The following is a 25,074-nucleotide window of genomic DNA, read 5'->3' on the forward strand; positions in this document are numbered from 1 at the left end:
AACAAATATGGTCAAAAAATGGTCACCTACTTTAACTATCAATTCCGCACACCTCAAAACCCCCGTAAAATCAATGATATTCACCAAAACCTCTACCCTATTTCTGTGCATCGTATTTCTTGCCTCCAGAAATGCCATCTTACTTCACCGTCACTTTCATGTAGATTTTTTCGATGGAATCGACCGGCTGCACGTTCAGCTCGACATAGACGCTGTCTGCATCCTCGCCCGGCAGTACCGTAATATCGGTCTTGGCGTCGAATTGCTGGATCGCCCCGATGCTCTGCAGCGTATCCAGATACGCGATGCACTCCTTGCGGAACAGATTGCGGCCGTCCGCATGGTTGTCCACTTTGCCGATATAGTAGGATTCGAAGATCCGCTTGAAATCGTCGGCGATGCCGTCCAGCACGCGCATGACGCGGTTTTTGGAAAAGACGCGGCCCTTGGTCGGCGTGTAGCTGCGGAACGTGTTGATATCCTGCTCGACGATCGCCGTACCGCTTCCCGGCACAAATACGAATTCGCCGCCTAGCAGCGCCGCTTCGATCTGGGCATTCGTATAGCGGGTGTCTACATCCGCTGCGTCGTCGTAAGCCTGGTAGGTCAGCGACTGGTTCATCAGAGCGCCTGCCGTAGCTGCAGCCACCCAGACGGTGGCCTTCTGAGCGTTCAGCACCGTGCCGTCCGTCAGCACGACACCGTTCTTCACGCTGATGATGCCCTCGTGGTCGGCAGCCGGATAGTTTTCCAGCACAGCCTTGACCTTGCGGCCCTCGGCATCGCGAAGACGCTTGACGAAGGCGGCGTAGACGGACTTCAGTGCAGCATCCGCGGAAACAAGAGCCAGCGCGTGGAAGTTATACACTTCGACGGCGCCCAGATAGTCCGTATGGTCCTGATTGGTCACCGCGCCGTCCGTACCGCCGGTCAGCGGAGTGCCTGCCGTTGCGGTGAGGGCGCCTGTGCCGCTGAAGGTCACCCAGGCGTTAGCCTTCAGACCGGCGATATCGGCTACGGTCTGGCTATCGATCGTTTGTCCAGCCAGCAGCGTGCGGACATCGAACTTGGTATTGTTGTCGATGTTCGGCTGGATGATCACGGTCAAGTCATTGCCCCGCAGACCGCTGTATTTGGCCTTGACGGTCAAGGCCGTCACGGTAGCGGAGGCTTTCACGCCATCATTCAGCCGGTACAGCAGCAGCGTCTTGGCGCGCTTGAGCGCTTCCTTCACCAGCACCAGCTGCGGTGCGGTGATGTCGTAGCCGAGCAGCTCGCGCACATTGTCGCCCGCTGCGATCGCCGTCACCTTGCGAGGCTCGCCCCAGCTCAGCGGAAGCCCAAGCGTCACGATCCCGCGCTCGCCTACCGCGCCGGCGGGCTTGCCTTCTCCCGCGAAATTGATGTATACCCCCGGACGCACCTTATTTTGCGTTGTCCATGTTCCTCCTGCCATTTACAGCACCGCCCTCTTCATAAATTGGTCAATTACCGCCTGCGCTTCTTCCTTCGTGTACAAGCCTTCGTCCTCCAGCAGCGCCGTCAGCACATCCTTATCCAGCTGTGCATACTGGCTAGATTGCAGGAGCTGTTCCTTGCTGTAAGGGACAGCCTCCGAAGCAGCTGCTTCAACAGCAGCAGGCACTGCGCTTTCCCCGGCTGCTTCCGCGTCGGAACCTTTACGTTTGGTCATTGTTTTCCTTACTCCCTTCACTTCGTGGTGAGGGAAAGTCAGGCGGCCGGGCTCTGTGTACAGGAGGCTTCTACCTGCTCGGCCCAACCGCTGTCAGAACGGGCGGCTCGTTTCCCTCCGGTCCGTCCGCCTCTGCCAGCGCCTCAAGGACAAACAAAAACGACGGCTCCGATTCGGAACCGCCGTCTTCGTTCATCTCTTTTCTAACTTTCCCACGATATCATAATAACACGGGATTTCGGGCGTTTTGCGACTCTGACGGGCCAGCTCCGGGACAAGGATGCGTCAGGCATGCGTCACCTCGGGAAATAGACTGGCTCTTGCCCTTATCGCTTGGGGGTAGGCAGCTATTGCCAGAATGATCGGGCCTGCCTGTACAGAAGACGTAACAGTCCCCCTCATTAGATTGGTCGACTACGGATGAACTTCTGCAGACAGCCCTTGAACGTCCCACCCCGTGCACAGATGAGATGGACAACGGAACACCCACACGGTCGTCTTTTGGTCCTTGGGTTGGATATTAGCCGACGGAACGAATGGGTTACTATGGAAGAGGCAGTAGAAAGCCCCTCATTTTAAGGAGAGTGATCCCATGATCGAGCTTACCCGTTCGAGCCACGACTGGCAGCCGATGCTGCATACCGGCAAGACCAGTACCGTTACTATACTGACTCATGCACCGGGTCTTTCTTTAAAAGGCATTCTCGCTACGCGGGAGGGAGGCTTGATGATCGCCGCTTATGCCTACAATCCTAACGGTACAGGACTGTATGATCTGGTGTACCTCGAGTTGGATGCCGATGGACAACTCAGTTCCACATGGACGGAGAAGGAAGGTATTCTTCCCGAGCTGTTCTACAGTCCCCAAGGAGAGCTCTGGACCTCCGTCGTAACCGTTGGCGGAGCCAGGGAGCTACAGATCGAGCTGCCGCTGCACGGACGAAGCGGTCTGGACCAGCCAAAGGGCGCCCGCGAATTCGCCGGGACCTATGTAGGCACAGCAGCAGGCAACGTCTGGTTTCACGATGTGGATCCTTTCGGCGGTAAGAAGCCGGACAAACTGCTCCGCCTGACCTTTGACCGCAGCGGCAGCCGGATCGCCTCCCGCAAGGAGCTCAAGCTTCCAATGCCCAAGAACAACAAGCTGACCCTGGATGAGGAAGGAACCTTGCAGATGGTCGCTCTACAGGAGGAGTCGGACGGCACGCTGCTTCTGCACCACCGCCAGGTCGATCCAGCAACGGCAGCCGTACTCCGCGAGCGCCTCATCCCATTTCCCGATTATGATGCCTTGGAAGCGGCCGAGCTAAGCTTCGAACAGCCCTCGACGATTATTTTCTCAAAGGGCAAGACGCTTAATCTGGCCCTGATCTCGCCAGACGGAATGGTCCAGACAACGGAATTGTTCGTCCATAGTTCCGATTTCTATAGCCTCTGGAAGCCGGTGATACTGGAGCCAGGGACGTTTGTCCTCCGATTTACGGTTGAGGACGGTAATGGCTGGGCGGTGGTCCGCAACCGGAAGCTGCAGGCGCTATATATGAATACCGGAGAACAGGGCTATACGAACCGGCTGACGGGAGAGGTCCTCGAAATTCCTATGGAGGGCAGATTGATTCTGCCGGAGCTGTGCCGAATCAGCAACGTTGCTTACGCCATCGCGGTATACCCTCAGGGGAAACAAACCAACCAGTTGGCCGCAGTCTTATTACATATATAACAGGGTAAACAAGCTAGGGAAGGGAGTGTACACGCTATGACGCTTACCGCTTATTTGAACGAAATGAAAGCTCTGCTCAAGGACAAGCTGCCTCAGCTCGAGGCTTCCTTGAAGGAACCGGCCACGCCTGCACAGCTTATGCAGACCGAGGCGCGTCTCGGGGTACCTTTTCCGCAGGAGTTGAGGGAGCTGTACCTGCTTCATAACGGAGAGGATAACTTGGGTCCCGGCCTGTTCTTCGGCCTTCGGTTTCTGTCCCTAGACGAGTTAGTGTCGGAGTGGTCGACTTGGGCAGGACTTGAGCGGGAATACGGGGAACAGGGCAACCATTATTCCGTCCCCCTTGGCTGGATCAAGGAGCGGTACATCAACCGGGGCTGGCTGCCCCTGAGTGAGGATGGAGGCGGCAATCACCTCGGCATCGATATGGACCCGGACACAGGGGGAAGCAAGGGCCAAGTCATTAATTTCGGCCGGGACGAGGAGACGAAGTACGTCATCTCGCGAAGCTTGACCGATGTTCTGCGCTTTATGCGCGACACGGTGAAAGAGGGAAACTACTCGGTATTTGAGGAGGACGAAGAGTGGACAGGCTGGGCTTACGGCGCAGAGTCAGGGGGACATTTTCTGGATAAGATTCGTTCGCTTCAGCTGCCTCTTTTCACCGCGATAGAGAGATCCGCCCCAGCGAGCGATGAGCTGCAGTGGGCGGAGCAGGCGCTGGACGAGAAGTGGCGGCAGCTTATAGCGGCGAAATCCAAGAGCTTCGAGATCTTTACACAAGCCAAGCAGCTATACCTGATCCGCGAGGAGCTTACGGACATCACTCCGCTCCAATATTGCACAGAGCTGCGCGAGCTGTCGCTAAGCGTCAACGGGATCTATGATCTTTCCCCGCTCCGCAGCTGTCAGCAGCTGAAGGTGCTCTATGCGGGTGGCAACCCGGTTACCGATCTGACCCCTCTCCAGGCGCTGCCTCATCTGCAGCAGTTATTTTTGACAGGCACCGGCGTGCAAGATATTGCCTCGCTGGCAGCTCTGCCTAAGCTCAAGGAGCTGGATCTCGAGAACACGCCGGTGACGGACTTCTCCCCGCTCGGGAATAGCAAGAGCCTGCGATCACTCACGGTATCAATATCCACTCCTGGTCAGCTGCATGTGCTATCGCGACTGAACCGTCTCCGCAAGCTGGAAGTCATCAGCTCCGGGCGGGAGATGGCCGCAGACATTCAGGCGGCTGTGTACGCACTGGGGGAGCTCCGGAAGCTCAAAGAGCTGTGCCTGAAGGGCTTAACGCTGTCGGATGTCGAATTTCTGAAAGGCTGCACCAGCCTGGAGCGGCTGGAGCTTAAGGATACCGTTGTCGCTGACCTTTCGGCTCTGGCGAAACTCCCGGTGCTCCAGGAGCTTGAGTTGAGCGGCTCTGACCAGGTAGGCCAGCTGGAGGATATAGCCGCCTCTTCGTCCTTACGCAAATTCACGGGCAGCTTCGCGCAGTTCGATCTGATGAAGGACAAATTCTCACAGCCTGTCGATTTCTCTACGCTCATCGGCGAGACGACCGAGGAACAGGAAGAAATCTGGCATAGCTACATCAGATAGCGGCCAGATCGGTTACTTCTAAAGGCTGCACCCTCCTCTGGGCGCTTGCATAGTATAGCCCATATCCTATACTGGCAGGCATGCTACGGAGAGGCGGACATTGGAGACATGATTTCTTACATGGATTACACAGCACCAACCACACAGTTCTTTTTCGATATGAACAACAAGATGTTTTACAAGAAGGATGACCGGAATTATATCACTCAGGTGGGCATCCAGCAGTTGAACACCTTAGGCAACACCTCGCTGCTGGACATCTACCTCAGCACGGGTAATGTCGTCGAGCCGCATATTCATCAGAATGCATCGGAACTCGTCTACTGCGTCTCTGGCGCTGCAGTCGTCTCGCTGATCAATCCTTTTACCAATGAGCTGCTGAATTACCCCATCAAGCCGGGCCAGGTCGCGAATGTCCCGCAGGGCTGGTGGCACTATGAGATCGCCACGGTCGACAACACGCACCTGATCGCGATTTTCGACGCACCGACGCCGGAGGCCATCTTCGGCTCCGATATTCTGCGTTTGACCCCGCCGTCCATACTGGCCCATACTTACTGTCTGGATGAGGCCAAAGTGAAAGACACGCTCGCGCCCATCCGGAATACGGTGATCATCGGTCCACCCAGCGACTGTCCGACCGGTCAGGTTCAGAGCGGCATGACGAATGCGCCCCATCAGGCGCATCATACCCACCACGGTCATCATGCCAACCCGTCTGTCAATCAAGGGCATTATCCTCATGCTCAGCCTTGGCAGCGTATGTTGCAGTCCCAGCCTCAGGCTTATGCATACCCTCCGCATGCTTACCAGCAGCAGCCGCATGGCCAGCCGGCCGGGTTCTGGTCGTTCCCATGACTTGAGTTAACAGTCAGACAAGGGATACCCGTACCGTATCCAAGGAGAGGCTGAACAAGCCTCTCTTGGCTTTGGCCCCGCCTGGACAAGCCGTGTATGCGGGTTACATACGGACTGCCGTTCCGGCGACCCAGCTTTTGCTGCCTGAACTAAGCTCAGGCGCCTGTCACTCCCCCGCTAGCCTCGCATACTCCTCAACCGCCTTCGCCCTCCACCGGTCGAAGGTTTTGCGCGCGATGCAGAACTCTCCGGCCACTTCATCGACCGAGCGGCCTTCGACGTACCTTAGGCGCAGCAGCTGGCTGTACTCCGGCTTGTACTCGCCGAGCGTGTCCAGCGACCGGTCGATCAGTTCGACCTCCCGCTGCAAATCCTGCAGCTCGCTGACCCGCTCGATCACGCCCTGGATACCCCCTTGGTCCGCGGAATAGCCGATCCGTGCCTCGAGCACCTTGCGGATCTTGCCCTCCAGCTCGCGGAGCAGTCTCTCATCGGCTGCGCTCCCTCCCTGCAAGCCCTGCACCTCGCGAAGCTGGCTTTTCGTCCCTAGCGGATACCGCTCCAGGTAGGCGTGGGCGACCGTCTCCAGCTTCTGCTCCCGTTCGTTTAAATACATCGAAGACGGCATCGCCCGGAGCTGCCGGTGCAGCTCCTGCAGCTTGTCATCGTGCTGGATGGAGCTGAGCGAGTATCCGTTGCCGACCGGATGCTTCTCGAGGAACTTCATGCGTCCGACCAGCCGTTTGTAATCCTTCAGCTTCACCACGACCCAGTGCTGGGAGACGGCTTTGGATGGCGTGGTCCGTTCAGTGATCATCGTAGGTTGATTCATTAGGTTCCACTCCTCTATTGTTGAGTATTTAAAATACCATTTCAGGGATGATTGTCCCCAATAGCTTATTTATTGCTATTCATTGACAGTAATATGGCTACCCACTATACTGAAAGAAGAGTATGGTTACTACCGTTTCCCTCCAAATTAGTGAAGTTTCAACTCATTTCCAGTATTTGTTTTCTCATTATAAAAGGTATCCATAATACCGTCAAGTATTTAAAATACCATTTTATTGTACAGGAGGGCACCGCCATGTCTCTGGGCAGCCGGATCCGCGATCTGCGGAAACAGTACGACCTTACACAGCATGATATTGCCGAGCAGATCGGCATGGGACGATCCAACTTTGGCCATATCGAGAACGACCGCGTCATTCCTTCCAGCGAGGACCTGCAGCGTATCGCTGATATTTTGCATACAACCACCGATTATCTGCTGGGGCGCAGTCTGCTGGAGCCAGTCTCGGGCAATACCGCACCCGCATGGGCAACGTCCAAGGACAAGCGGGATTTCAAGCGCATGCTGGAAGAAGACGGGGAGGTCATGTTCGACGGTATCCCGATGAATGAGAAAGACCGACAGCGCGTGCTCGATGTGCTAACCGGCCTGTTCTGGGAAGCCAAACAGATGAATAAACGCAAGAAAGCGTCCGACACGAAGAACGACGCCACCCGCTAGGTGCCGGGTCGACTTATCAACGCATTGGAGCGTGGGTTCATGGAGGAAATCATTCAACGGCTGATCAAGCGGCACCATACCAACTGCCCGTTCCGGCTTGCGCAGGAGCTCGGCATTCATATCCGGTACCATGATCTCGGAGAGCAGACGCGCGGCATCTATTACCGCAAGCTGCGCCGCCGATTTATCGTCATTCATGATAAGCTGACGGATGAATGGAAACGGTTCGTATGTGCGCATGAGCTCGGGCATGACCGGCTTCACAAGGGAATCAGCCGGTTTTTCCTGGAGGAGCACACCTTCTTCAACCCGGGCAAGTTCGAGCGTCAGGCCAATGTCTTCGCCGTCCGGCTGCTCACAGCCGGAGACCACCCGGAGCCTGGGGAAACCGTGGAGCAGCTGTGCGCCCGCAACGGCATTCCCGAGGAGATGCGGCATTATTACGGTACCTGAGTCCCTGCCCGGGGACCCAGGCCAGGCTATGGAATCACGGACATCGCCTTACGGCAGGCGGTGTCCTTTCTTTTAGCTCGTTCCCCTCTGGTGCGTAGGATGTCTTGGCGGGGCGTGGAGCTGAGCTTGTAACGGCTTCATTCTTACACTATAATATGTAGTGTAAGTTATGCGGGCTTGGCGGATGAAGAGAACAGTGCTTGTGGGAGCTTTCATTTCTCATTGACACTAACACTACACAGCGTAGTGTGAAACTCCCCTCCTCTATCTACACAAATTCAATCGAAGGAAGAGATCGGAATATGATACTCGGGATTACAGGCGGAATCATCCTCATTGCCGCGATCGTCGGTTATGTCATCGCTGCCAAGTGGGATAACGCCAACACGAGCAGGCTGAAAAAAGAGCAGAAAGCTGCGCTGAAGAAGAAAAGCCGCCGCATGAAACTTACGGCTCATTCGCTGTTTGGTGCAGCTGTCCTGGTTATATTAATAGCCGTAGTGCAGAACGCCGTAAGCAATGATGAACTTGAGAAGCTCAACTATAACGCACAGATCGAGGTCAGGACAGACCGCGATTACGGACGCGAACATTCCGACATGCCTGTCAAATACGAGATGAAGCTCCCGACTTCGGGTACGCACAGCCCTCATGATCTGAAGTTCGGCTTCTATGAGAAGAAGCCCCAGACCGAGCTGCTCGTCCATAATTTGGAGCATGGGGATATTCTTATTTATTACCGGCCGGATGCAGACCCCTCCATTAAAGAAGCCGTCAAAGCATTGTCCCGTGTCACCAAAGCCGGGGCCGGCGTGCTGGCTGTGCCGAGCGAGGAACTTCCCGAGGGAGACGAGGTCGTCATGAACGCCTGGACGAAAACGATGGAGCTGACCAAGTACGATGAGCAGAAGGCTGGAACCTTCATCTATCAATTCATTAATCAAGGTCCTGAACAAATACCCGCCAGCGTGAGACGCGGCGGCGGTACGATGTAGGGATTCGATCTAGTGTCCGCGTGAGCAAGCCATTGCCTAGGGCAGGCAGGCGACTTGCTTTCGCGGACTTTTTTTGCCTATGGCTGCTATTCCTAATTAAATTGTCGCAGGAAATCCATACCTGTCCGGCCTGCCGTGCCAGGCTCCGTTACGAACAGGGGGCCTGTACCCCGGATGATCTGCACCTTAGACGTCTCCGCCGGCCTCAGAACCCGCAGCATCGCTTCGATCGCAGCCTGCGGATCGACGGTCTCGCCGCAGGCGTAGCAATCGAGGGCCGCGAATCCTTTCTCGGGATACGTGTGAATGGACATATGGCTCTCCGACAGCAGTACAAGCACAGTCGCTCCCTGCGGCTCGAACTGCTTCGCTTGGAACGACAGCACCGTGGCCCCGCTGGCCTCGGCCGCCTGCACCATCTGATGCGCCAGCTCGTTGGCTTCATAGATCCGGTGAGGCTCGATCCCCCACGCATCTACAGCTACATGGCGGCCGTAGGTGCCGTAATCCGGTCTTACCACTCCCTGACCATCGCTTGACCGTGTCTGGCGTACAGACCGGGACGCCGGTCGTAGAAGGGAGCGACGGCCCCCTGCCTGCGGTTCAAGGATAGCCGCGTGAAATCGATCTCTCCGTGCACCGCCATCTCCTCGTTGGTCCGCCCACTCTGCAACACCCCATGCTCGGAGAAGGGGAAGTCGCATGGGGTAAAGATACCTGCCTGGCAATACCCCTGATCCACCTGAGGACGGGATTCAGTCAGCGCCCCTACCAAGCCGCTTAGCACAACGACCACCTGATTCTCGATCGCGCGTGCCTGGGCGCAATGTCTCACCCGGTGATAGCCATGTGCACCGTCCGTGTAGGACGGGCATAGAATCAGCTCCACCCCGCTGTCCGCCGCCATCCGTCCCAGTTCGGGAAACTCAATATCGTAGCAGGTCAGGATAGCCAGCTTGCCCCAATCGGTCTCGATAATATTCAGCCGGTCTCCTTCGTTCAGCGACCACTGGCTCCGCTCCTCCGGCGTCACATGCAGCTTATCCTGCGTCTCGACTCGTCCGTCCGGGAAGAACAGGTACGCGCGGTTCACGTACCCGTGAGGCTCCTTGCAGATATGCGTGCCGCCGAGAATAACCGCTTGAAACATCAGGCTGCACTGACGGAAAAAACGCACGTAAGCGTCCGTACAGCTATCCAGGTACTGGCAGGCCTCTTCATGCGTCATCAGAGGCTGCAAACTAAGCAAATGCGCGGTCAAGTACTCCGGGAACACGATAAGCTCCGCGCCCTGCTCTGTCGCGTCGCAGATGTTCTGGGTGAGCTTCTCCCAAAATTGACCTTCCGACCGAAGGTCCGTCAGTCCGTACTGCATCGTTGCTACCGTAATCTTGGTCATAGCTCGCCTCCTGCTGGTTCTAGGAACGGTTGATGGTATACATATCCGTCCGACGGTCTCTAAACGTCAGTACATCCTTGGACTTGCGGTGGCGCTGCAAAATCTCCATATCCACCTCCGCCATGATGACGGTCTCTGTGTTCTCGCTGCACTCGCCGGCAATGCCATCGCGGGGGAAGGAAAAGTCAGCCGGCGTATAGATGCCGGATTGGGCGTACTGGATATCCACGTTGTCCACATGTGTCAGGTTGCCCACGGTTCCTGCCGTCACCGTGAATACCTGGTTCTCGATGGCCCGTGCCTGCGCACAGTACTTCACACGCAGGAAGGTCGGCCGGTCCTCTGCACAGAACGGCACGAAGATCAACTGAGCGCCTTCCTCCGCCACGATGCGCGAAAGTTCCGGGTACTCGATGTCGCTGCTGAGCTGAATCGAGATCTTGCCGCAGTCGGTATCGAACACCTCCAGCCGGGAGCCGCCGTTGATGCCCCACCACCTGCGCTCATTAGGAGAGATATGCAGCTTGTATTGACGTGCAATCGTCCCGTCCCGGCGGAAGAGATGACCCACATTGTAGATCCGGTTATTCTGCTCGATGAAGTGCGAGCCGCCGATAATGTTCACGTTGTACTTGACCGCTAGCTCCGAGAAGAGCTCGACGTACTGGGAGGTGAAGGTCGTCAGCTTGCGCACCGCGGAGCTCGGGGACCGCTCCTCGAGGAATGACAGCAGCTGCATCGTCACATTCTCGGGGAATACGGCAAAATCGGATTTATAATCGGCCGCCACATCCACGTAATGCTCACACTGCGTCGCGAACTCGTCGAAGGAATCGATCTTCTTCATCATGTATTGGATCACGCAGATCCGTACAGGAAAAGACCGCTTGTAGTGAATTTTACTGCTGCTGGGCTTATAGTCGATATTATTCCATTCCAGCAGTGCCGCGTAATTCATCGAGTCCTGATCATCGGACAAGTAATTGGTGATGATACGCTTGAGCGTGAAGCCGTTCATCATCTGGAAGGTCAGCACCGGATCGTAAATATTTTGCTGCAGCACTTCCTCCGCGTACTCTCTAGGCGACAGCGTCCCGTTGTACTTGTGGTAGCCCGGGATGCGGCCCCCGACGATGATGCTCTTGAGATTGAGCTTCTCCGCCAGCCGCTTGCGCGCCTCGTACAGCCGTCTGCCGATCTTCATACGCCGGTAGTCGGGATGAACCATGACCTCCATCCCGTAGAGGCTTTCCCCCAGCGGGTTATGGTTGCGGATATATCCTTTATCGGTAATTTCCGAATACGTATGCTGCTCCAGATAGTCTTCGAAATGAACGATCAGACTCGAGCTCGAGCCGATAATTTCACCGTCCAGCTCCACACAGATTTGCCCGTCCGGGAAAATCCGGATATGGCTTTCCATCTGCTCTCTCGTCCATGGGTGCATATTGGGAAAGCATAGATCCTGCAGCGCGATGATGCGGTCGATATCTTCGGTATCTATATTGCGGATAATCATTTTCTTTTCGAATTGCGAGACCTGATCCTTTGTCATGGATAACTCCCCATTCGGTTGTTTCCTCTACTATGCACCCCGAATTTTATGCCCGTGTTAGCGGATGGTAAAGCTAATGTAAATGTTCGTCATATTTGTTAAGACAGAACGGCTTCGGAACAGTCGTCCGTCCCCCGAATGTACCGGAGCCGTCAAGCGGCCTAGGTATAGCAAAAAAACACAGGAGCAGCGCTGCCCGTGCTTAACGTTACAGGGATATCCCCCTAGTCATCCTGGCGGTAAAAAGACGGCCTGCCGCAGCGCCCCCTTGCGCTAAGTCATTCTTAGTCTATGCCGCTACTGCTGCATAAGGATAAGAAGACCGGGCAAGCCGACCTATCAGTTAGCGTCGCTGAGCTCTTGCATGACCTCTTGCGGCTTCAGGAACCGCTCCCCGACCTGCTCCGCCGTCAACGGCCGGCTGAACCAGTAGCCCTGGATATGCTCGCAGCCCAGCTCCCGGAGCATATGCGCATGCTCCTCTTCCTCGACGCCTTCCGCGATGAGGCTGACGTTCAGACTTTGGCCCATCGCAATAATCGCCTTGACGATCGAGTAATTCACTTCATTGGTCGTCAGATCGCGGACGAAGGACTGATCGATCTTCAGCTTGTCGATGCTGAATTTTTTCAGATAGCTAAGCGAGCTGTATCCCGTCCCGAAGTCATCGATGGCGATGCTGACACCGAGCTCCTTGAGCTGATTGAGCTTGGCGCGCACATAATCGAAGTCGATCATCGCGATGCTCTCGGTAATTTCCAGCTCCAGGTAGGCCGCCTCCATCCCTGACTCGCGCAGCGCATCGGCCACCAGCTCCACCAGCCGCTCGTCCTTGAACTGGCGGACGGACAGATTAACGGCCATCTTGACGGGGCCGAAGCCCTCCCGCCGCCACTGCATATGCCGCTCGCAGGCCGTACGGAGCACCCATTCGCCGAGCGGAACGATCAGTCCGGTCTCCTCGGCGAGCGGGATGAAATCTCCCGGTGAGATGAAGCCCTGCTCCGGATGCTGCCAGCGCACCAAAGCCTCGACGCCGGTGAGCGTTAGCTCTCCTACTTGGCACTGAGGCTGGTAATACAGCGTCAGCTCGTTCTGCTCCAACGCCCGGAACAGCTCCTTCTCCATCATCATCTTCTTGCGTGAGATGTCATTCAGGTCCGAGGTGTAGAACTGGTACGTGTTCTTGCCCTCCTCCTTGGCCCGGTACATCGCCATATCCGCATGCCGGACCACGGTATCCACATCCTTCCCGTCGCCGGGAAACATGCTGATGCCGATGCTGCCGGTAATATGCAGCTCATTGTCATCCATCTGGAAGGAGGTCGCGAGCAGCTCCAGGATGAGCCCAGCGACCTCGGCCGCCTGCTCGCAGGACGTATTCGGCAGCACGACCGTGAACTCATCCCCGCCCAGTCTGAACAGGGGATACTTCCGGTGGAGGCCCTGCTCCAGCCGTGCCGAGATCAGCTTCAGCACCCGGTCGCCCACCGCATGGCCGAGCGTATCGTTGATCAGCTTGAACCGGTCCAGATCGAGGAACATGACCGCCACTTCCGTGCCGCGCTCCCGTGCCTCCGTTAGCAGGTCGCCCAGATGCTCGTGGAAGGAGCGCCGGTTAGGCAATGCAGTCAGCGGATCGTGATAGGCCAGGAAATGCGCCGTCGACTCCGTTTCCTTCTCCTGGCTCACATCCTTGGCAACGATATAAATCCCGACGATCTGTCCGCTGACGTACATCGGAATATATGTGACGTACAGGTCCAGATGGCTACCATCCGCGTGCAGCGCTTGAACCTCGAAGCTTTGCGGCTTACCCTGCTTGGCCGCCTCGAAATGCTCCATCGCTCTGACCCGGTCCTCGGAGGCGATCAGCGACGACAGCAGCATCCGGGGCAATTGAGAGAGCGAGTAGCCGGCCACCTTGTGAATCGCATCATTGGCCTGGATCAGGCGTCCCTGCAGATCAACCCAGCAGACGATATCCGGATGATGGTCGAAGAGCGACTTGTACCGCTGCTCGCTAACTTCCAGCCGCTGCTCCGCCCACTTGCGTCGTGAGATATCCTTGAATAGCAGCAGGGCCCCCTGCAGGTCTCCGCTTTCTCCATAGACAGGCTGACCCCTGACACGGAGCTGCTGCACGGTTTGGCCCAGCAGAACCCGCCGGAAGGGCATCTCCTCCTCCAGCAGAGGGGTTTGACCGTCCGGGTGGTAGTAAGCACGCGCTTCCGGCTCCTGGCCCACAAGTCCGAGCTTCTGCGCCGCACCATTATAAAAAAGCGGCTCTCCCGCCGCGTCGTACACGATTACACCTTCCTCCATATGGTCGACAATCGCCTTCATAAATGATTCTTGCAGCAGCAACTGCGAGAAAAGCCCATCAGCCTTCAGTTCAATCACCACCATCTGGGACTAAAGGCATCGGCCCTCAGTACCGGTTTAAGTAATCTGATTGTAAAGTACAGTTATTTTCATTGTCAATTTCATCCTGTTAAGAATTATTGTTTATTCCCGGTACCCGTTCTCTGATTGCAGACGGTTACCAAACACTGAGAAATCAGGTACAATGATCACATAGAATTGAAACGTTTAAAGGAGGATCATATGAACACAACCTCAGCACACAGCAGGCAGTCGGAGCTCGTCGTCCGGATTGCTCAGGCGGCCAGCCGGCTTCCCGATGCCGGAGATGGCTTATGGTTTCACAATGATATCCGCAATAACTTCTACTATGCATCGTATTTATTCGCCTATGCAGTCGGCCCCTACCCCGGAGAAGTTCTGCCTCTGAGCCGTGAAGCGGCCAAGGCCCAGGCAGCCTCGGTGCTGCTGGCCGTGCTGCGCCTCCAGGATCAGGCCCCGGCCAGCAGCACCTACGGACACTGGCCGCTCGGGCTGCGTCCTACGCCGCGGGAGGCCAAGCCCCACGTGCTCCCTGTCGAGCTCATGGGCAGCCTGATGGTCTACTTCCGCGAGCGCTACGACGCCGAGCTGGAAGGCGAGCTGCGCGAAGCGATCGATACGGCGCTGCGGCATGTATACCGCAGCGGCTTCTACCGTGTGCCTATGCAGCATTATCATCACCATGAAGCCAAGTACACGGCGGCCAAGCTCATCTTCGGCAGCCGGTACGACGACCGGGAGCTGCTGGAGGACGGCGTCCGCTCCCTAGAAGCGACACTGGCCTTCGTCCGCCGCTACGGGATGGTCGAGTACGGAGCCCTGCCCTGGTTCTGGCATTGGGTCCAGGCCTTCACTTGTGCCTGGGAGCTGATCGCTGAGCCGTCCATCAAGCGTACACTGGCCGAGCTGCTCGATGTCCTGTGGCGGGAGCGGGCTCAGTTCTACCTGCAAGGCACCTGGGTCGGAGCCCAATCCCGCGGGTGGCCGCATGATATGCCGCGCGACGGGAACGTGCTCTTCGACTATGTGCAGTTCGGCGGCTTCCAGCTGCCGGAGGCTATGCCGCGCACCGAATACGCGGGCTTCCTGTATTATCCGGCGCCGGAGGATGCCCTTCATCTCGCGGTGGATCGCCAGCAGCCCGTGGAAGTGACCAAGTCGGTGCCGCGCACGGCCGCTGCGCCCGAGGACAAGCTGCACAGCTACGTCTACATCACCTCCTCCTATGCCGCAGGGGGCATCTGGGAGCGCGTCCAGGAGTTTGACAACGAGCAGCACCGCTGGGATGTGACGCTACCGCTTGACTCGGCCGGACCTGAGCCCGGCATCAACCAGGCCTACTTCTACCACCCGGCCGATGCTTCGGCCGGAGAGGGTGCTGCTCCGGGCGATCCGCGTCACCAGACTCGCTATGCGGAGGTGCTGTTCGACCGCAATGTGATTCTGGCGGTCTACCCGATCCCGGATACGGAGCCTGGACGGGTGCTGGGCGTGCTGCCCAAAGGTACATGGCAGCAGGACGGACAGTCACTGTACGTCCATGTCCCGGGCGGGAGCGGCGTTTACTTCGCCGTGCATCTGCTGCAGCCGTTCCGGATCGAGGAAGCCTCTGACCGGCTGAACGTGATCAGCGAGGGAAGGCCGAATGCCGTCGTCGTCGAGGCGCTGGATGTGCCGGAGGCCCGTGCTCTGGGCCTCGCGGACCTGGCCGCATTTGCCGCCGATCGAAGCTCCCGCAAGCCGGTTTTTACGGCGGGTGAAGAGCTGGGTATCCGCTACACCGGCGTCTTGGGCCGTGAGCAGGTCCTGCAGCTTGCCGAAGACGGCACCCTGCATCGTATGGTGGACGGACAACCGATCGACTTCACCGTTTACCGGCCGTAAGTATGAAGAAAGGACCTGGCATTTTACCCATGCCAGGTCCTTCTTGCTTCATACTTACGGAAACGACAGATAGGAGCGCCGTCTGCGGCTGCTCACGCCTCCATCCAGCCTTAGCAGGCCGGCAACGGCCGCAACGCAGAATAGCCCTGCCACATAGCCGGCTATAATGTCCGTGGCGTAGTGGACGCCAACATACAGCCTGCTGAAGCCGATCAACAGAATCAGCAGCATGCCGATCACAGCCATCCCCCAGCGGGCAAGACCGGAACGCGCACAGCTCCAGACGATGACGATCAGCATCCCGTACAGCGCCATGCCGACCATCGCATTGCCGCTCGGAAAGCTGTAGCCGTCTACCGAAATCCAACCGTTATGTACAGGTCTGTCCCTCTCGAACAGCACCTTCAAGCCGGTATTGAGCAGCTGAGCCACAAGTACCGTGAGGACAAGGGCCGCCGCTTCCTTCCGGAATCGCATCACCCAGGCTAATAACGCGGCCACCAGCGTCACTCCTCCGAAAGCAAACGTTGAGCCCAGCCCGTTCAGCGCCAGCAGCGCTGCCACCGGCTCCGTTCCTGCACGTCCCCCCAGAGCGGTCTGAAAGCTCCGGTCTAGTGCACTTGTGCCGTCCATCGGCAACCACCACACAAGACCTGCAAAGCCTAATGCACAGATCAGGGCAATCCCCCATGCTTTCATCTATTCTCCAACCTTTCTTGTAATGTCAGCTTGTCTATAAGCGATTATAGCATCACAAGCCCTCTGACAACATACTTCTTGCTCAAAAAGCCTCGTACATCTGCCCGTTGAGGCGCCTAAGAGGTGTGGGGAAAAGTCCTTTGGCAACCATCCGGCAGAGTTGAAATATTCCTGAGCTGGAACAGCTTGGCATTGCTATGAACAATCTTGCATGATATAATGAATTATTCGTATAGATGAAGCCACAAGATCACATTCTATAAAAGGTGTTCACTTCATGCAAGGAAGACCTGAGTCGGATGTGACTTTTTTTCTACATACGGCACTAACCTTTGGGAGGAATTACAGATGGAGACAGGAACAGTTAAGTGGTTTAACGCTGAGAAAGGCTTTGGTTTTATCGAAGTCGAAGGCGGCAAAGACGTTTTCGTTCACTTCAGCGCTATTCAAGGCGACGGTTACAAATCCTTGGATGAAGGCCAACGCGTACAATTCAACATTGTACAAGGCAACCGCGGCCCGCAAGCCGAGAACGTTATCAAGCTGTAATTGTCGTTTAAGAAAGAACCGTGCCGGACGGGACGGTTCTTTTTCGCTTTGTTCGCCTACTTTTAGCTGGCAGAGAAGACAAGGAGGAATGTGCGATGTATTTTTCCAAAAAATCCTCAGAACCGACTCCCCAGGAAGAGACCGCCATTTGGACATGCAGCCAAGCGGGCTGCTCTTGCTGGATGAGAGATAGCTTCTCCTTCGAGCAGGACCCGCTTTGTCCGATTTGCAGCTCGGCCATGGTTCAGGGATCCAAGTTGCTCCCGGTTCTGAAGCGGCATTAGCCGCAATGAATTCTTCGTCTTGCCACGGCCAAAAAGTCGCGGGCACAAACCGGTCTCTACCGGTTTGTGCTTTTTTTGTGCCTCGGGGTGCGGCGGCGAGGCTGGCAAGCCAGCACATCCTGCATACCTAGCAGCCCGCTATATGCGGTATACAGCGTCATAAAGCCGGTCTACCCCCCTTGTCGAGCAATCATTAAGGAGCCGATTAAAGACGAAAAACGCTGACCGCTGGTCAGCGCTTCTCCAGTCTGAAGTTGCCGGAGCTGGTACGGATGTTCAGCTTAACATCTCCCGTGCCGAATGCGCCTTCGATCCGGCGGCCCTCCTCCTGCTTGATCGAATAAACAAACCCATCCCACTTAACCTTGCCTTCGCCCGAGCTTGAGCGGTAATCCAGCTTGAGCGATTTGGGCTCTTGGCTGACGGCGAGGATAACATCTCCACTCGATGCCTTCAGATCGATGCTGCGCGTCAGCTCGTCGGCCTCAAGCCGGATCCCTCCGGACTCTGTGATCCCTGTGACCATCGCCTGCCCATCCCGCATCTTGATCTCCCCGCTGGAAGCCTGCACCTTCAGCTCATTAGCCGTGTAACCGGACACCTCAATATTGCCGGATGCCGTGTGGAAATCGACGGATGCCGCCTGCACTCCGGAAGCCTCCACATCACCGCTTGAGGCCTGCGCCGAAATCTTCTCCCCGTTAACCTGATTCAGAGTCAAATTGCCGCTGGTTGCCTTCAACTGAATGTTGTCCGCACTCACCTGATTCAGACGGACATCTCCGCTCGATGTTTCCACGACCAGCGACTTCATGAGCTTCTCCGGCAGTTCCACGTGCAGCTCCAGGTTTTGCTTCTGCAGGCCGAGCCCCGCAGACTCCGGCAGCTCGATTCCGATCCGCAAGGTATCGTCCTGCGGCTCCAGCTTCAGCTTGAGCTGCTCGGCTAAGGCTGTGCTTGCCTTACCATTAAGCCGTGCCTGAATCTTATCCGAGCCTCCCTGCAATACCTCGATCTCTGCACTGGACGACTCGATCCGCAGGTTACGGATATTGCCCGCCTCCATGGTTTCTTCCTGGTTGATCTCCTGGGCATTGAATATCAGGGATCCGCCTGTAAATAAACGCATCGGGTTCGCCATGTAAATCAAGATGATAATCCCGACAGCGATCAGAATAAAACCTACACTCCGCTGCATCACATAATCTCTCCATTCGTTACTAGGTACACCCAGTATATCAAGATCTAAGCGGCCTTAGCGTTAGACCTCCGATCTGAATTCAGACCCGTCTTTGGTCCAGTATGCCCCCGGGAGACTTTCGTCTCCATGAACGTCCTCCCTGTTATACAGCTTTCGTTACGCCGCTGGAATACGGGGGGTAGCAGGGCTTTGTTCAGTCTGCGCGGCTGTTCAGGTTCAGAGCTGAACAGCCGCGGTTAAGTAAATACAGGCATGATCGAGCTGCCTAGAAGATGGCACCCACTACGAGTATGGGAGGTTTTTCGAATGGGTAAACAGATTGTCGGCGTATTTAACCATGAAGACGAAGCCGTCCGTGTGATCGAGCAGTTGAAGAGCGACGGATACCACTCCGAGCATATTTCCATCATCGGGAGAGATCCCGAGGAGCTGGAAACGATCGGCCAGGACACTGGCTCCCATGTAGAAACCGGGGCGGTGACAGGAGCTGCCACAGGGGGCATGGTAGGCGGCGTGACGGGTCTGCTGGCTGGCATCGGCGCACTGGCGATTCCCGCAATCGGGCCGATTCTGGCCGCCGGACCGATTGCGGCAACACTGGCAGGGGCAGCCCTAGGGGCCGGAGCCGGTGGGATCGTAGGCAGTCTGATCGGGCTCGGAATTCCCGAAGACGAGGCCCGGACGTACGATGACTACATCAGGCAAGGCAAGATCCTGGTGCTCGTCGAGTCCGACGACCTCCATGATCCCCGTGCGATCGAAACGTTCCGCGCCAACCACTCTCTGAATGCTTCCAAGCTCCCCGCTGCGGACAACGCTTCCATTCCCTCCAATCCGGTAGAACGCGCCCGTGAGCAGACGAAGGATGTGACCCGAGCGGCCATCAAGTCCACCCGCAGCACAGAGAGCCATCTAGAGGAGCCCACTGATTACGGCCGGGATGGAAGTCCGGAAGAGGGGCCATCCCCCCGCCGCTACTAACCCCGCTCCCCATAGCCCGACCTGCACGTTAAAAGAAGGGTCCGCCTCAATGGCGACCCTTCTTCGACTGTTAACCAGGACTGCAGATATGACCGCGCCCTCGGGTCCCTACTTGCCTTACCCTTCTTGACCGGGGATTCCCCGGCTTGTCCGGTACTCGTAATTGCTTTTGCAGAGCTGCAGCAGCTCGTACTTCAAGCCCCTTCTGGGCCGGGTAATGACAGGGGGACGCAGGCCACGGCGGCGCAGCGCCGCCCGGACTGAAGAGGCATCGCCGATCCTATTGACGATCAGTTCATGGGGCAGTCCTTCCGTATACCGGGTCAGGAGAAAGGAATCGCATGCAGCCTCCCCGCTGCCCGCTCCAAGCTCATAGAGCTGGAAATCTCGCAGCATTCCCGCTTGTACCTTGGCAACCATCACCCCGCTATCGCCAAAATACAGGACATCCTGATCCACCATGCTTTCGCGGTCTACGATTTGCTTGTCCGGCGTCTTCTGCAGATTTCGGATATGACCCAGCATATTCTGAGCCTTCTCGAATTCCAGGCGCTCTGCATACGCTACCATCCGCTCGCTCATCGCCGCGATCAGCGCCTCTCCCTGATGGGCCAGCAGCCCAGCCGCCTGTTCGGCACGCTCCCGGTACTCCTCCTCGGTGATCTGGCCTTCGCAGACCCCGCTGCATTTGCCGATATGATACAGCAGACATACCTTCTTAGGCAGAACCGTGCAGGTCCGCAGTCCATAATGGTCGGTCACAAATTCGAGCAGCGCATCGCGAAACCTTCGGCTTCGGAAGGGACCGAGGCGCCGGACCCCCTCCTCTTGCTCCTGCTCCTTGCCGCCAACAGACCTGCCTTTTTCTCCGGGCTCGGGCGAGAGGCTCCGGCCGCGGTTGCGGTAGTACACATCGAGACGTGGCAGCCGTTCTGCCGTGAGCTGGAGATAGGCGTACCCGCTGTGATCCTGCTTCAGTGCCCGGTTGTACTTGGGCTTATGAATTTTGATCAGATTGTTCTCCAGCAGCAAGCTCTCAGACTCATTATTGACGAGCACAATCTCAATGGAGGCAATCTCGGCGACCAGCTGCCGGGTCCGCTTGCGCGGGTGGGTTTGTTGAAAATAGGAGCGCAGGCGATTCCGCAGACATTTGGATTTGCCTACATAGATGATCTCGCCCACGTCGTTTTTCATCAGATAACACCCGGGACTAAGCGGATATTCATGGGGGTGAAAGGCAAACGGCATACACAGTCTCTCCTCCGTCACTTCGTCTCACAGCTGATCCCTTGGAAGCTGCGGCAAGGGGCTTCCCGGCACAGGAACCCCGCACACAACCGGCCATACGCTCACATCTGCCCTGCTCGTAGAAAACGCAGGCTCAGGAATTCTCTCGCTTCGCCAGGTCCGATGGATCAGAGTCTCTCTCCTGCCGGGCGAAGCGCGCTTCGATCCTGCGGCTGACGAGCAGCGAGACGGCAACGAACAGCACAATATACAGCAGGTGCAGGGGATTTCGGATATAACGCTCAGGGTCATGCCCGATATAGGAAACAGCGAACACCATGACCGCCTTGCCCAAGGCAATCGCAAGGAGAAATGAGCGCATAGGCATCCTAGCGATCGCAGCCGCCATATTAATGACCACGAACGGGCCTACTGGAGATAAGCTAAGCAGGAATACATAGCTGAACGCATTCCTCCGGATCCAGGCCATGGCCTTGGCCACCTTCGGCTTCCGCGACCATCGCTGCACGAGACGATGCCCCGCTATCTTACGTAAGATCCAGAAGGTTGTGACGCACCCGGCAACGATGCCGAGCCATGAATAGAGGAAACCGAGCCATAGTCCATATACAGCCGCATTGACTCCGATGATGACCAGCGTCGGCAACGGAGGGATAAAAGATTTGAGGAACGGAACCACCAGACCGGGCAGCGGGCCAAGCGCCCGGTAGTGCTCCAGCGCATTTCTCAAGTTTTCTTCGGTGAGTCCGGCCATGATGTCGGAAATATTCATAAGCTTAGTACGCATCCGTTTCCAGCCCCATCTAGAAATCTACCGGGCTTGTGCTTCTAGTTTACCACGAACGCGCCCATGAGGTCAGTCGCTCGCGCGAGGATCGAGCGAAGTTGTTACCCGGCTGTGAACAAAACGGAGGGTCAACCTGTGGATAGGAAGTTCTGTGGATATGTTTATATATATCTTCAGATTTATGCACATAAAGGGATACAAGCCTGTGATCTATGTGCATAAACCTGTGGATAACGTTGGAATCCACCCGTTTGGGTTCCTCCGATGCATCGGTCTGCTCAACTGCTGCAACTTAATGGATCTTGCGCGCAGGCGACAACTGAGCTATACTACAACAAATCATACGTGACATTATGCCGTGGAAGAGCATCCAACTCGGAGGCGTTTTCGTCAAGGGGAGAGCGAGTCCCATCTCGTTCCCATTCCCCCTAAGCTAACCGGGTTCCGCCCGTTATCGCGGAGCAAAGTGGATTGGACCTTTACCTGGTCCGGTCAATTTGGGTGGCACCGCGAGTCCTGAGCGCTCCTCGTCCCATGTGGATAAGGGCGCTTTTTGTATTTCACAAAAAAGGAGCGAGGTTGCTATGTTAGACATTTCATGGATTCGGGCCCATGCCCGCGAAGTACAGAGGACTGCTGAGGTGAAGGGAATATCCTTGCCGGTCGGCGAGCTGCTGGAGACGGATGAGGCACGCCGCCTGCTGCTTCAGCAGGTCGAGGAGCTGCGCAGACAGCGCAATATCGCCTCCGAGGCGATCGCGGGGCGGCTGCGGGGCGGTAGGCCGGGAGAGGCCGAGGAGCTCAAGCAGGCGGTCCGAGTGTTGAACGCTCAACTGGCCGAGCTGGAGAGCAGGCTGGGGGAGAAGGAACGGCGGGTCCGCGAGCTGATGCTGCTGGTGCCGAATCCCGTCTCGCCTGAAACCCCTATCGGGCAGTCCGATGCCGATAATCAGGAGCTCCGAAGGGTCGGCGAGCCGGCTTGCGTAGACTTCGCCCTCCGCGATCACGTAGCACTAGGCAGCTTGCATCAGATTCTGGATATCCCCCGCGGGGTCAAGGTCGCCGGAAGCCGGCATTACTACCTGCAAGGGGCAGGGGCCCTGCTTCACCGGGCCGTCCAGCAGCTGGCGCTCGATCTGCTGATCGCCCGCGGCTATACGCCGCTGGAAGTGCCGCTGATGGTCCGCACGGAATCGTTCGTGGATACCGGATACTTCCCGGCAGGGCGCGACCAGGCCTTCCGGATCGATGAAGAGGAGCAGTGGCTGGCGGGAACGTCAGAGGTTCCCCTGGTTGCCTACTACAGCGGAGATATCGTCGATGTCTCGGAGCCCGTCAGGCTGGCTGCCGCCTCCACCTGCTTCCGCAGTGAGGTAGGCTCGGCTGGCAAGGACGTACACGGCCTGTACAGAGTCCATCAATTCGCCAAGGTGGAGCAGGTGATTCTCTGCGAAGCCGATCCCGGGCTATCCGAGCGGATGCTGCAGGAAATTACACGCAACGCGGAGGATCTGCTGCAGTTGCTGGAGCTTCCGTACCGCGTAATGGCGGTATGCAGCGGAGATATGTCGGCGAGAACGCATAAGCAATACGACATCGAGACCTGGATGCCGAGCAGGCAAGCTTATGGAGAAACCCATTCCGCCTCCGCCCTGCTGGACTTTCAGGCGCGCCGCGCTCAGATCCGGTACCGGGACGGAGACGGCCGTCTTCGCTATTGCTACACGCTGAACAATACAGCCGTGGCTACGCCCAGAATCCTCATCCCGCTGCTGGAGAATCACCAGCAGGCAGACGGCTCCATTCGCATCCCTGAGGCGCTGAGGCCCTATATGGGGGGCAAGGAGCTGCTGACAGCGCCGTCTCCGGATTAGGGGGCCGCGTACACCGCAGAAGCGATCACGTTACTAGAGGCTGTGCGATTCCCAAGTTAGGTGGCGCTCCCGCCCCTAAGCCGGACACTCCCCTCAGACGCAGGCTATCGCAGTCGTACGGAGATCACGGCCGATCTTCGCGCATCACCAAACAAGAGGTTCCCCGGTCACTCCGGCGGAACCTCTTGTGAGTTTGTCTGTTAAGCGAATTTATTCGGATACCATGCATGTACCCGGTACGTCCAGGTGTTTACAGGACGGCTAGCCTCCGCGCTCTCCAGATTGCCTTTCCGTTCCGCTAAGTCCCACCATACCGGCCATGCTCACCCGCAACAAACCAATTATAGAACCAGCGCGAGGCCATCAGGGAGATCAGCACCGATATAAACGTCCAGTACCAGGCCCATCCGTTATAGGCGATCAGATCCGTGTATTTCTCGATGAAATATTCAGGAACCGTTACGCCCGACGCAAAGGCCGCGTAATAGCCGAATTTGAGCAGAGGGTCCTTGGTCCGGGGGTAATACATATTGACATAACAGGCGATAGCGGGGAATACGAGAAATTCAAACGCGAAGCTCGTGCGGGTCGCAATCCGAAACTCCCTCACCGGATATTCCAGCAGCCCGACCTCCACTACAAGCAGGCCTAGGATCCAGCTCAGACACTGCTGGAACAGGAATACGGCTTGGACCGTGCGCGGCTCTTGGCGGTGGACGACCCACAAGGCCACCAGCGTAACCACATAGACTCCCGCCAGTAGCCACCGTTCGACGGTCATGGATGTTCACCTGCCGACAGAATCATCCGCCCTCGGAAAAACCAGCGATAGTACCGGTACACGACATAGAATAGCAGGAAAGCCATCGTGAAATGAAAATACCATCTCATATGCAGGGGATGAATCAGCTCGGTATAGGTGGAGACCAGCACGATAAATAGCGTGTATATCCCGGCAAATACCAAGGAATGCACAAATTTTCTCACCCAGGAGCCTTGCTCAGGGTAGTAAAGGCAATAAAAAACGCAAATCGTTGGATATAATCCATAGTTAAAAGAGAAGTTCGTGGAACCGGCTTTGACAAATTCTCGCACCGGATTCTCGTTCCATCCAATTTCTACAAGAATTAGGCTGATGCTCCAGGTGAATACCTGATCCGCGAACAAAATAAGGGCCGCCTCCCGCCGCTTGTTCTTGGGTACTAGCCACTTCAGCGAACAGACGATCACGATCCATACGACACCGATAACCATTCGCTCTATAGTCATGACTAACCGTTCTCCCTATCCAGTATAACCAAAGTATCCCCAAGGCCTGGCAGGAATACTCACACCTGCAGCCGCTTCGCTGTATATGCGCATAATCCCTC

Annotated in this window: 24 protein-coding genes; 11 read left to right on the plus strand and 13 right to left on the minus strand. The window is 56.7% G+C overall.

The window, feature by feature from the left end:
- Positions 1-139: 139 nt before the first annotated feature.
- Both WMW72_RS31735 and WMW72_RS31740 read right to left on the minus strand, forming a co-directional pair.
- A complete protein-coding gene (locus WMW72_RS31735) occupies positions 140-1,456 on the minus strand; it encodes a phage tail sheath family protein (RefSeq protein WP_341419612.1) in 1,317 nt (438 codons plus the stop codon).
- Complete coding sequence (locus WMW72_RS31740; protein WP_341419613.1) at positions 1,457-1,693, minus strand: YqzN/YkzM domain-containing protein; 237 nt, start codon at positions 1,691-1,693, stop codon at positions 1,457-1,459. It abuts the gene before it with no gap.
- Positions 1,694-2,285: 592 nt separating this feature from the next.
- On the opposite strand from WMW72_RS31740, the gene WMW72_RS31745 reads away from it, so the two are divergent.
- From WMW72_RS31745 to WMW72_RS31755, 3 genes are all read left to right on the plus strand, one after another.
- The gene (locus WMW72_RS31745; protein WP_341419614.1) at positions 2,286-3,413 is read left to right on the plus strand and encodes a hypothetical protein; all 1,128 of its coding nucleotides are present in this window, start codon (positions 2,286-2,288) and stop codon (positions 3,411-3,413) included.
- Between the two features lie 63 nt (positions 3,414-3,476).
- Positions 3,477-5,015, plus strand: coding sequence for a leucine-rich repeat domain-containing protein (locus WMW72_RS31750; protein ID WP_341419674.1), 1,539 nt, complete (start codon positions 3,477-3,479; stop codon positions 5,013-5,015).
- Positions 5,016-5,135: 120 nt separating this feature from the next.
- Positions 5,136-5,873 (plus strand): cupin domain-containing protein, encoded by a 738-nt coding sequence (locus WMW72_RS31755; protein WP_341419615.1) that lies wholly within the window; start codon positions 5,136-5,138, stop codon positions 5,871-5,873.
- A gap of 166 nt (positions 5,874-6,039) precedes the next feature.
- Here the strand turns inward: WMW72_RS31755 and WMW72_RS31760 are convergent, their stop codons facing one another.
- Positions 6,040-6,705: an RNA polymerase subunit sigma-24 gene (locus WMW72_RS31760; RefSeq protein ID WP_341419616.1), complete on the minus strand. Its 666-nt coding sequence runs from the start codon at positions 6,703-6,705 to the stop codon at positions 6,040-6,042.
- Positions 6,706-6,960: 255 nt separating this feature from the next.
- Between WMW72_RS31760 and WMW72_RS31765 the strand changes: the two genes are divergently transcribed.
- The 3 genes from WMW72_RS31765 to WMW72_RS31775 all read left to right on the plus strand — a co-directional run bounded on the left by WMW72_RS31765 (position 6,961) and on the right by WMW72_RS31775 (position 8,834).
- Complete coding sequence (locus WMW72_RS31765) at positions 6,961-7,386, plus strand: helix-turn-helix domain-containing protein (RefSeq protein WP_341419617.1); 426 nt, start codon at positions 6,961-6,963, stop codon at positions 7,384-7,386.
- A 39-nt stretch (positions 7,387-7,425) separates the two neighbouring features.
- Complete coding sequence (locus WMW72_RS31770) at positions 7,426-7,839, plus strand: ImmA/IrrE family metallo-endopeptidase (protein WP_341419618.1); 414 nt, start codon at positions 7,426-7,428, stop codon at positions 7,837-7,839.
- Positions 7,840-8,141: 302 nt separating this feature from the next.
- Positions 8,142-8,834, plus strand: coding sequence for a DUF3105 domain-containing protein (locus WMW72_RS31775; protein WP_341419619.1), 693 nt, complete (start codon positions 8,142-8,144; stop codon positions 8,832-8,834).
- Positions 8,835-8,926: 92 nt separating this feature from the next.
- On the opposite strand, the gene speD is transcribed toward WMW72_RS31775, so the two are convergent.
- The 4 genes from speD to WMW72_RS31795 all read right to left on the minus strand — a co-directional run bounded on the left by speD (position 8,927) and on the right by WMW72_RS31795 (position 14,197).
- Positions 8,927-9,355, minus strand: coding sequence for an adenosylmethionine decarboxylase (gene speD / locus WMW72_RS31780; RefSeq protein ID WP_341419620.1), 429 nt, complete (start codon positions 9,353-9,355; stop codon positions 8,927-8,929).
- Positions 9,349-10,233: a nitrilase-related carbon-nitrogen hydrolase gene (locus WMW72_RS31785; RefSeq protein WP_341419621.1), complete on the minus strand. Its 885-nt coding sequence runs from the start codon at positions 10,231-10,233 to the stop codon at positions 9,349-9,351. The genes speD and WMW72_RS31785 overlap by 7 nt, the downstream gene beginning before the upstream one ends.
- A gap of 19 nt (positions 10,234-10,252) precedes the next feature.
- Positions 10,253-11,788 (minus strand): GNAT family N-acetyltransferase, encoded by a 1,536-nt coding sequence (locus WMW72_RS31790; protein WP_341419623.1) that lies wholly within the window; start codon positions 11,786-11,788, stop codon positions 10,253-10,255.
- Positions 11,789-12,127: 339 nt separating this feature from the next.
- Complete coding sequence (locus tag WMW72_RS31795; RefSeq protein WP_341419624.1) at positions 12,128-14,197, minus strand: putative bifunctional diguanylate cyclase/phosphodiesterase; 2,070 nt, start codon at positions 14,195-14,197, stop codon at positions 12,128-12,130.
- 198 nt (positions 14,198-14,395) lie between these two features.
- Between WMW72_RS31795 and WMW72_RS31800 the strand changes: the two genes are divergently transcribed.
- On the plus strand, positions 14,396-16,078 hold the full coding sequence (locus WMW72_RS31800; protein WP_341419625.1) for a hypothetical protein: 1,683 nt from the start codon (positions 14,396-14,398) through the stop codon (positions 16,076-16,078).
- Positions 16,079-16,132: 54 nt separating this feature from the next.
- Here WMW72_RS31800 and WMW72_RS31805 read toward each other — a convergent pair whose 3' ends face one another.
- Entirely contained in the window at positions 16,133-16,777 is a 645-nt protein-coding gene (locus WMW72_RS31805; RefSeq protein ID WP_341419626.1) for a phosphatase PAP2 family protein, read from the minus strand.
- A 348-nt stretch (positions 16,778-17,125) separates the two neighbouring features.
- Between WMW72_RS31805 and WMW72_RS31810 the strand changes: the two genes are divergently transcribed.
- Both WMW72_RS31810 and WMW72_RS31815 read left to right on the plus strand, forming a co-directional pair.
- A complete protein-coding gene (locus WMW72_RS31810) occupies positions 17,126-17,326 on the plus strand; it encodes a cold-shock protein (protein ID WP_341419627.1) in 201 nt (66 codons plus the stop codon).
- A 95-nt stretch (positions 17,327-17,421) separates the two neighbouring features.
- On the plus strand, positions 17,422-17,610 hold the full coding sequence (locus WMW72_RS31815) for a cold-shock protein (RefSeq protein WP_341419628.1): 189 nt from the start codon (positions 17,422-17,424) through the stop codon (positions 17,608-17,610).
- Between the two features lie 232 nt (positions 17,611-17,842).
- On the opposite strand, the gene WMW72_RS31820 is transcribed toward WMW72_RS31815, so the two are convergent.
- On the minus strand, positions 17,843-18,808 hold the full coding sequence (locus WMW72_RS31820) for a DUF4097 family beta strand repeat-containing protein (protein ID WP_341419629.1): 966 nt from the start codon (positions 18,806-18,808) through the stop codon (positions 17,843-17,845).
- Between the two features lie 309 nt (positions 18,809-19,117).
- Between WMW72_RS31820 and WMW72_RS31825 the strand changes: the two genes are divergently transcribed.
- Positions 19,118-19,792 carry a general stress protein gene (locus WMW72_RS31825; RefSeq protein ID WP_341419630.1) on the plus strand — a complete coding sequence of 225 codons (675 nt, stop codon included), beginning with the start codon at positions 19,118-19,120 and terminating at the stop codon, positions 19,790-19,792.
- A gap of 117 nt (positions 19,793-19,909) precedes the next feature.
- On the opposite strand, the gene WMW72_RS31830 is transcribed toward WMW72_RS31825, so the two are convergent.
- Both WMW72_RS31830 and WMW72_RS31835 read right to left on the minus strand, forming a co-directional pair.
- Positions 19,910-21,043, minus strand: coding sequence for a GIY-YIG nuclease family protein (locus WMW72_RS31830; protein WP_341419631.1), 1,134 nt, complete (start codon positions 21,041-21,043; stop codon positions 19,910-19,912).
- A gap of 133 nt (positions 21,044-21,176) precedes the next feature.
- Positions 21,177-21,815: a TVP38/TMEM64 family protein gene (locus WMW72_RS31835; RefSeq protein WP_341419632.1), complete on the minus strand. Its 639-nt coding sequence runs from the start codon at positions 21,813-21,815 to the stop codon at positions 21,177-21,179.
- 599 nt (positions 21,816-22,414) lie between these two features.
- Between WMW72_RS31835 and serS the strand changes: the two genes are divergently transcribed.
- Positions 22,415-23,704: a serine--tRNA ligase gene (gene serS, locus WMW72_RS31840; RefSeq protein ID WP_341419633.1), complete on the plus strand. Its 1,290-nt coding sequence runs from the start codon at positions 22,415-22,417 to the stop codon at positions 23,702-23,704.
- A gap of 298 nt (positions 23,705-24,002) precedes the next feature.
- On the opposite strand, the gene WMW72_RS31845 is transcribed toward serS, so the two are convergent.
- A complete protein-coding gene (locus WMW72_RS31845) occupies positions 24,003-24,485 on the minus strand; it encodes a CBO0543 family protein (protein ID WP_341419634.1) in 483 nt (160 codons plus the stop codon).
- A complete protein-coding gene (locus WMW72_RS31850; RefSeq protein WP_341419635.1) occupies positions 24,482-24,973 on the minus strand; it encodes a CBO0543 family protein in 492 nt (163 codons plus the stop codon). Before WMW72_RS31850 ends, WMW72_RS31845 begins: the two co-directional genes overlap by 4 nt.
- Positions 24,974-25,074: the final 101 nt, after the last annotated feature.

Origin of the sequence: Paenibacillus filicis, assembly GCF_038070315.1 — a bacterium.
In the GTDB taxonomy this organism is placed as follows: Bacteria; Bacillota; Bacilli; order Paenibacillales; family NBRC-103111; genus Paenibacillus_G; species Paenibacillus_G filicis.

Coding starts and splice junctions, on each gene's coding strand:
- WMW72_RS31735 (WP_341419612.1), bottom strand. CDS start 1,456: ATGGCAGGAGGAACATGGACAACGCAAAATAAGGTGCGTCCGGGGGTA.
- WMW72_RS31740 (WP_341419613.1), bottom strand. CDS start 1,693: ATGACCAAACGTAAAGGTTCCGACGCGGAAGCAGCCGGGGAAAGCGCA.
- WMW72_RS31745 (WP_341419614.1), top strand. CDS start 2,286: ATGATCGAGCTTACCCGTTCGAGCCACGACTGGCAGCCGATGCTGCAT.
- WMW72_RS31750 (WP_341419674.1), top strand. CDS start 3,477: ATGAAAGCTCTGCTCAAGGACAAGCTGCCTCAGCTCGAGGCTTCCTTG.
- WMW72_RS31755 (WP_341419615.1), top strand. CDS start 5,136: ATGGATTACACAGCACCAACCACACAGTTCTTTTTCGATATGAACAAC.
- WMW72_RS31760 (WP_341419616.1), bottom strand. CDS start 6,705: ATGAATCAACCTACGATGATCACTGAACGGACCACGCCATCCAAAGCC.
- WMW72_RS31765 (WP_341419617.1), top strand. CDS start 6,961: ATGTCTCTGGGCAGCCGGATCCGCGATCTGCGGAAACAGTACGACCTT.
- WMW72_RS31770 (WP_341419618.1), top strand. CDS start 7,426: ATGGAGGAAATCATTCAACGGCTGATCAAGCGGCACCATACCAACTGC.
- WMW72_RS31775 (WP_341419619.1), top strand. CDS start 8,142: ATGATACTCGGGATTACAGGCGGAATCATCCTCATTGCCGCGATCGTC.
- WMW72_RS31785 (WP_341419621.1), bottom strand. CDS start 10,233: ATGACCAAGATTACGGTAGCAACGATGCAGTACGGACTGACGGACCTT.
- WMW72_RS31790 (WP_341419623.1), bottom strand. CDS start 11,788: ATGACAAAGGATCAGGTCTCGCAATTCGAAAAGAAAATGATTATCCGC.
- WMW72_RS31795 (WP_341419624.1), bottom strand. CDS start 14,197: ATGGTGGTGATTGAACTGAAGGCTGATGGGCTTTTCTCGCAGTTGCTG.
- WMW72_RS31800 (WP_341419625.1), top strand. CDS start 14,396: ATGAACACAACCTCAGCACACAGCAGGCAGTCGGAGCTCGTCGTCCGG.
- WMW72_RS31805 (WP_341419626.1), bottom strand. CDS start 16,777: ATGAAAGCATGGGGGATTGCCCTGATCTGTGCATTAGGCTTTGCAGGT.
- WMW72_RS31810 (WP_341419627.1), top strand. CDS start 17,126: ATGGAGACAGGAACAGTTAAGTGGTTTAACGCTGAGAAAGGCTTTGGT.
- WMW72_RS31815 (WP_341419628.1), top strand. CDS start 17,422: ATGTATTTTTCCAAAAAATCCTCAGAACCGACTCCCCAGGAAGAGACC.
- WMW72_RS31820 (WP_341419629.1), bottom strand. CDS start 18,808: ATGCAGCGGAGTGTAGGTTTTATTCTGATCGCTGTCGGGATTATCATC.
- WMW72_RS31825 (WP_341419630.1), top strand. CDS start 19,118: ATGGGTAAACAGATTGTCGGCGTATTTAACCATGAAGACGAAGCCGTC.
- WMW72_RS31830 (WP_341419631.1), bottom strand. CDS start 21,043: ATGCCGTTTGCCTTTCACCCCCATGAATATCCGCTTAGTCCCGGGTGT.
- WMW72_RS31835 (WP_341419632.1), bottom strand. CDS start 21,815: ATGAATATTTCCGACATCATGGCCGGACTCACCGAAGAAAACTTGAGA.
- serS (WP_341419633.1), top strand. CDS start 22,415: ATGTTAGACATTTCATGGATTCGGGCCCATGCCCGCGAAGTACAGAGG.
- WMW72_RS31845 (WP_341419634.1), bottom strand. CDS start 24,485: ATGACCGTCGAACGGTGGCTACTGGCGGGAGTCTATGTGGTTACGCTG.
- WMW72_RS31850 (WP_341419635.1), bottom strand. CDS start 24,973: ATGACTATAGAGCGAATGGTTATCGGTGTCGTATGGATCGTGATCGTC.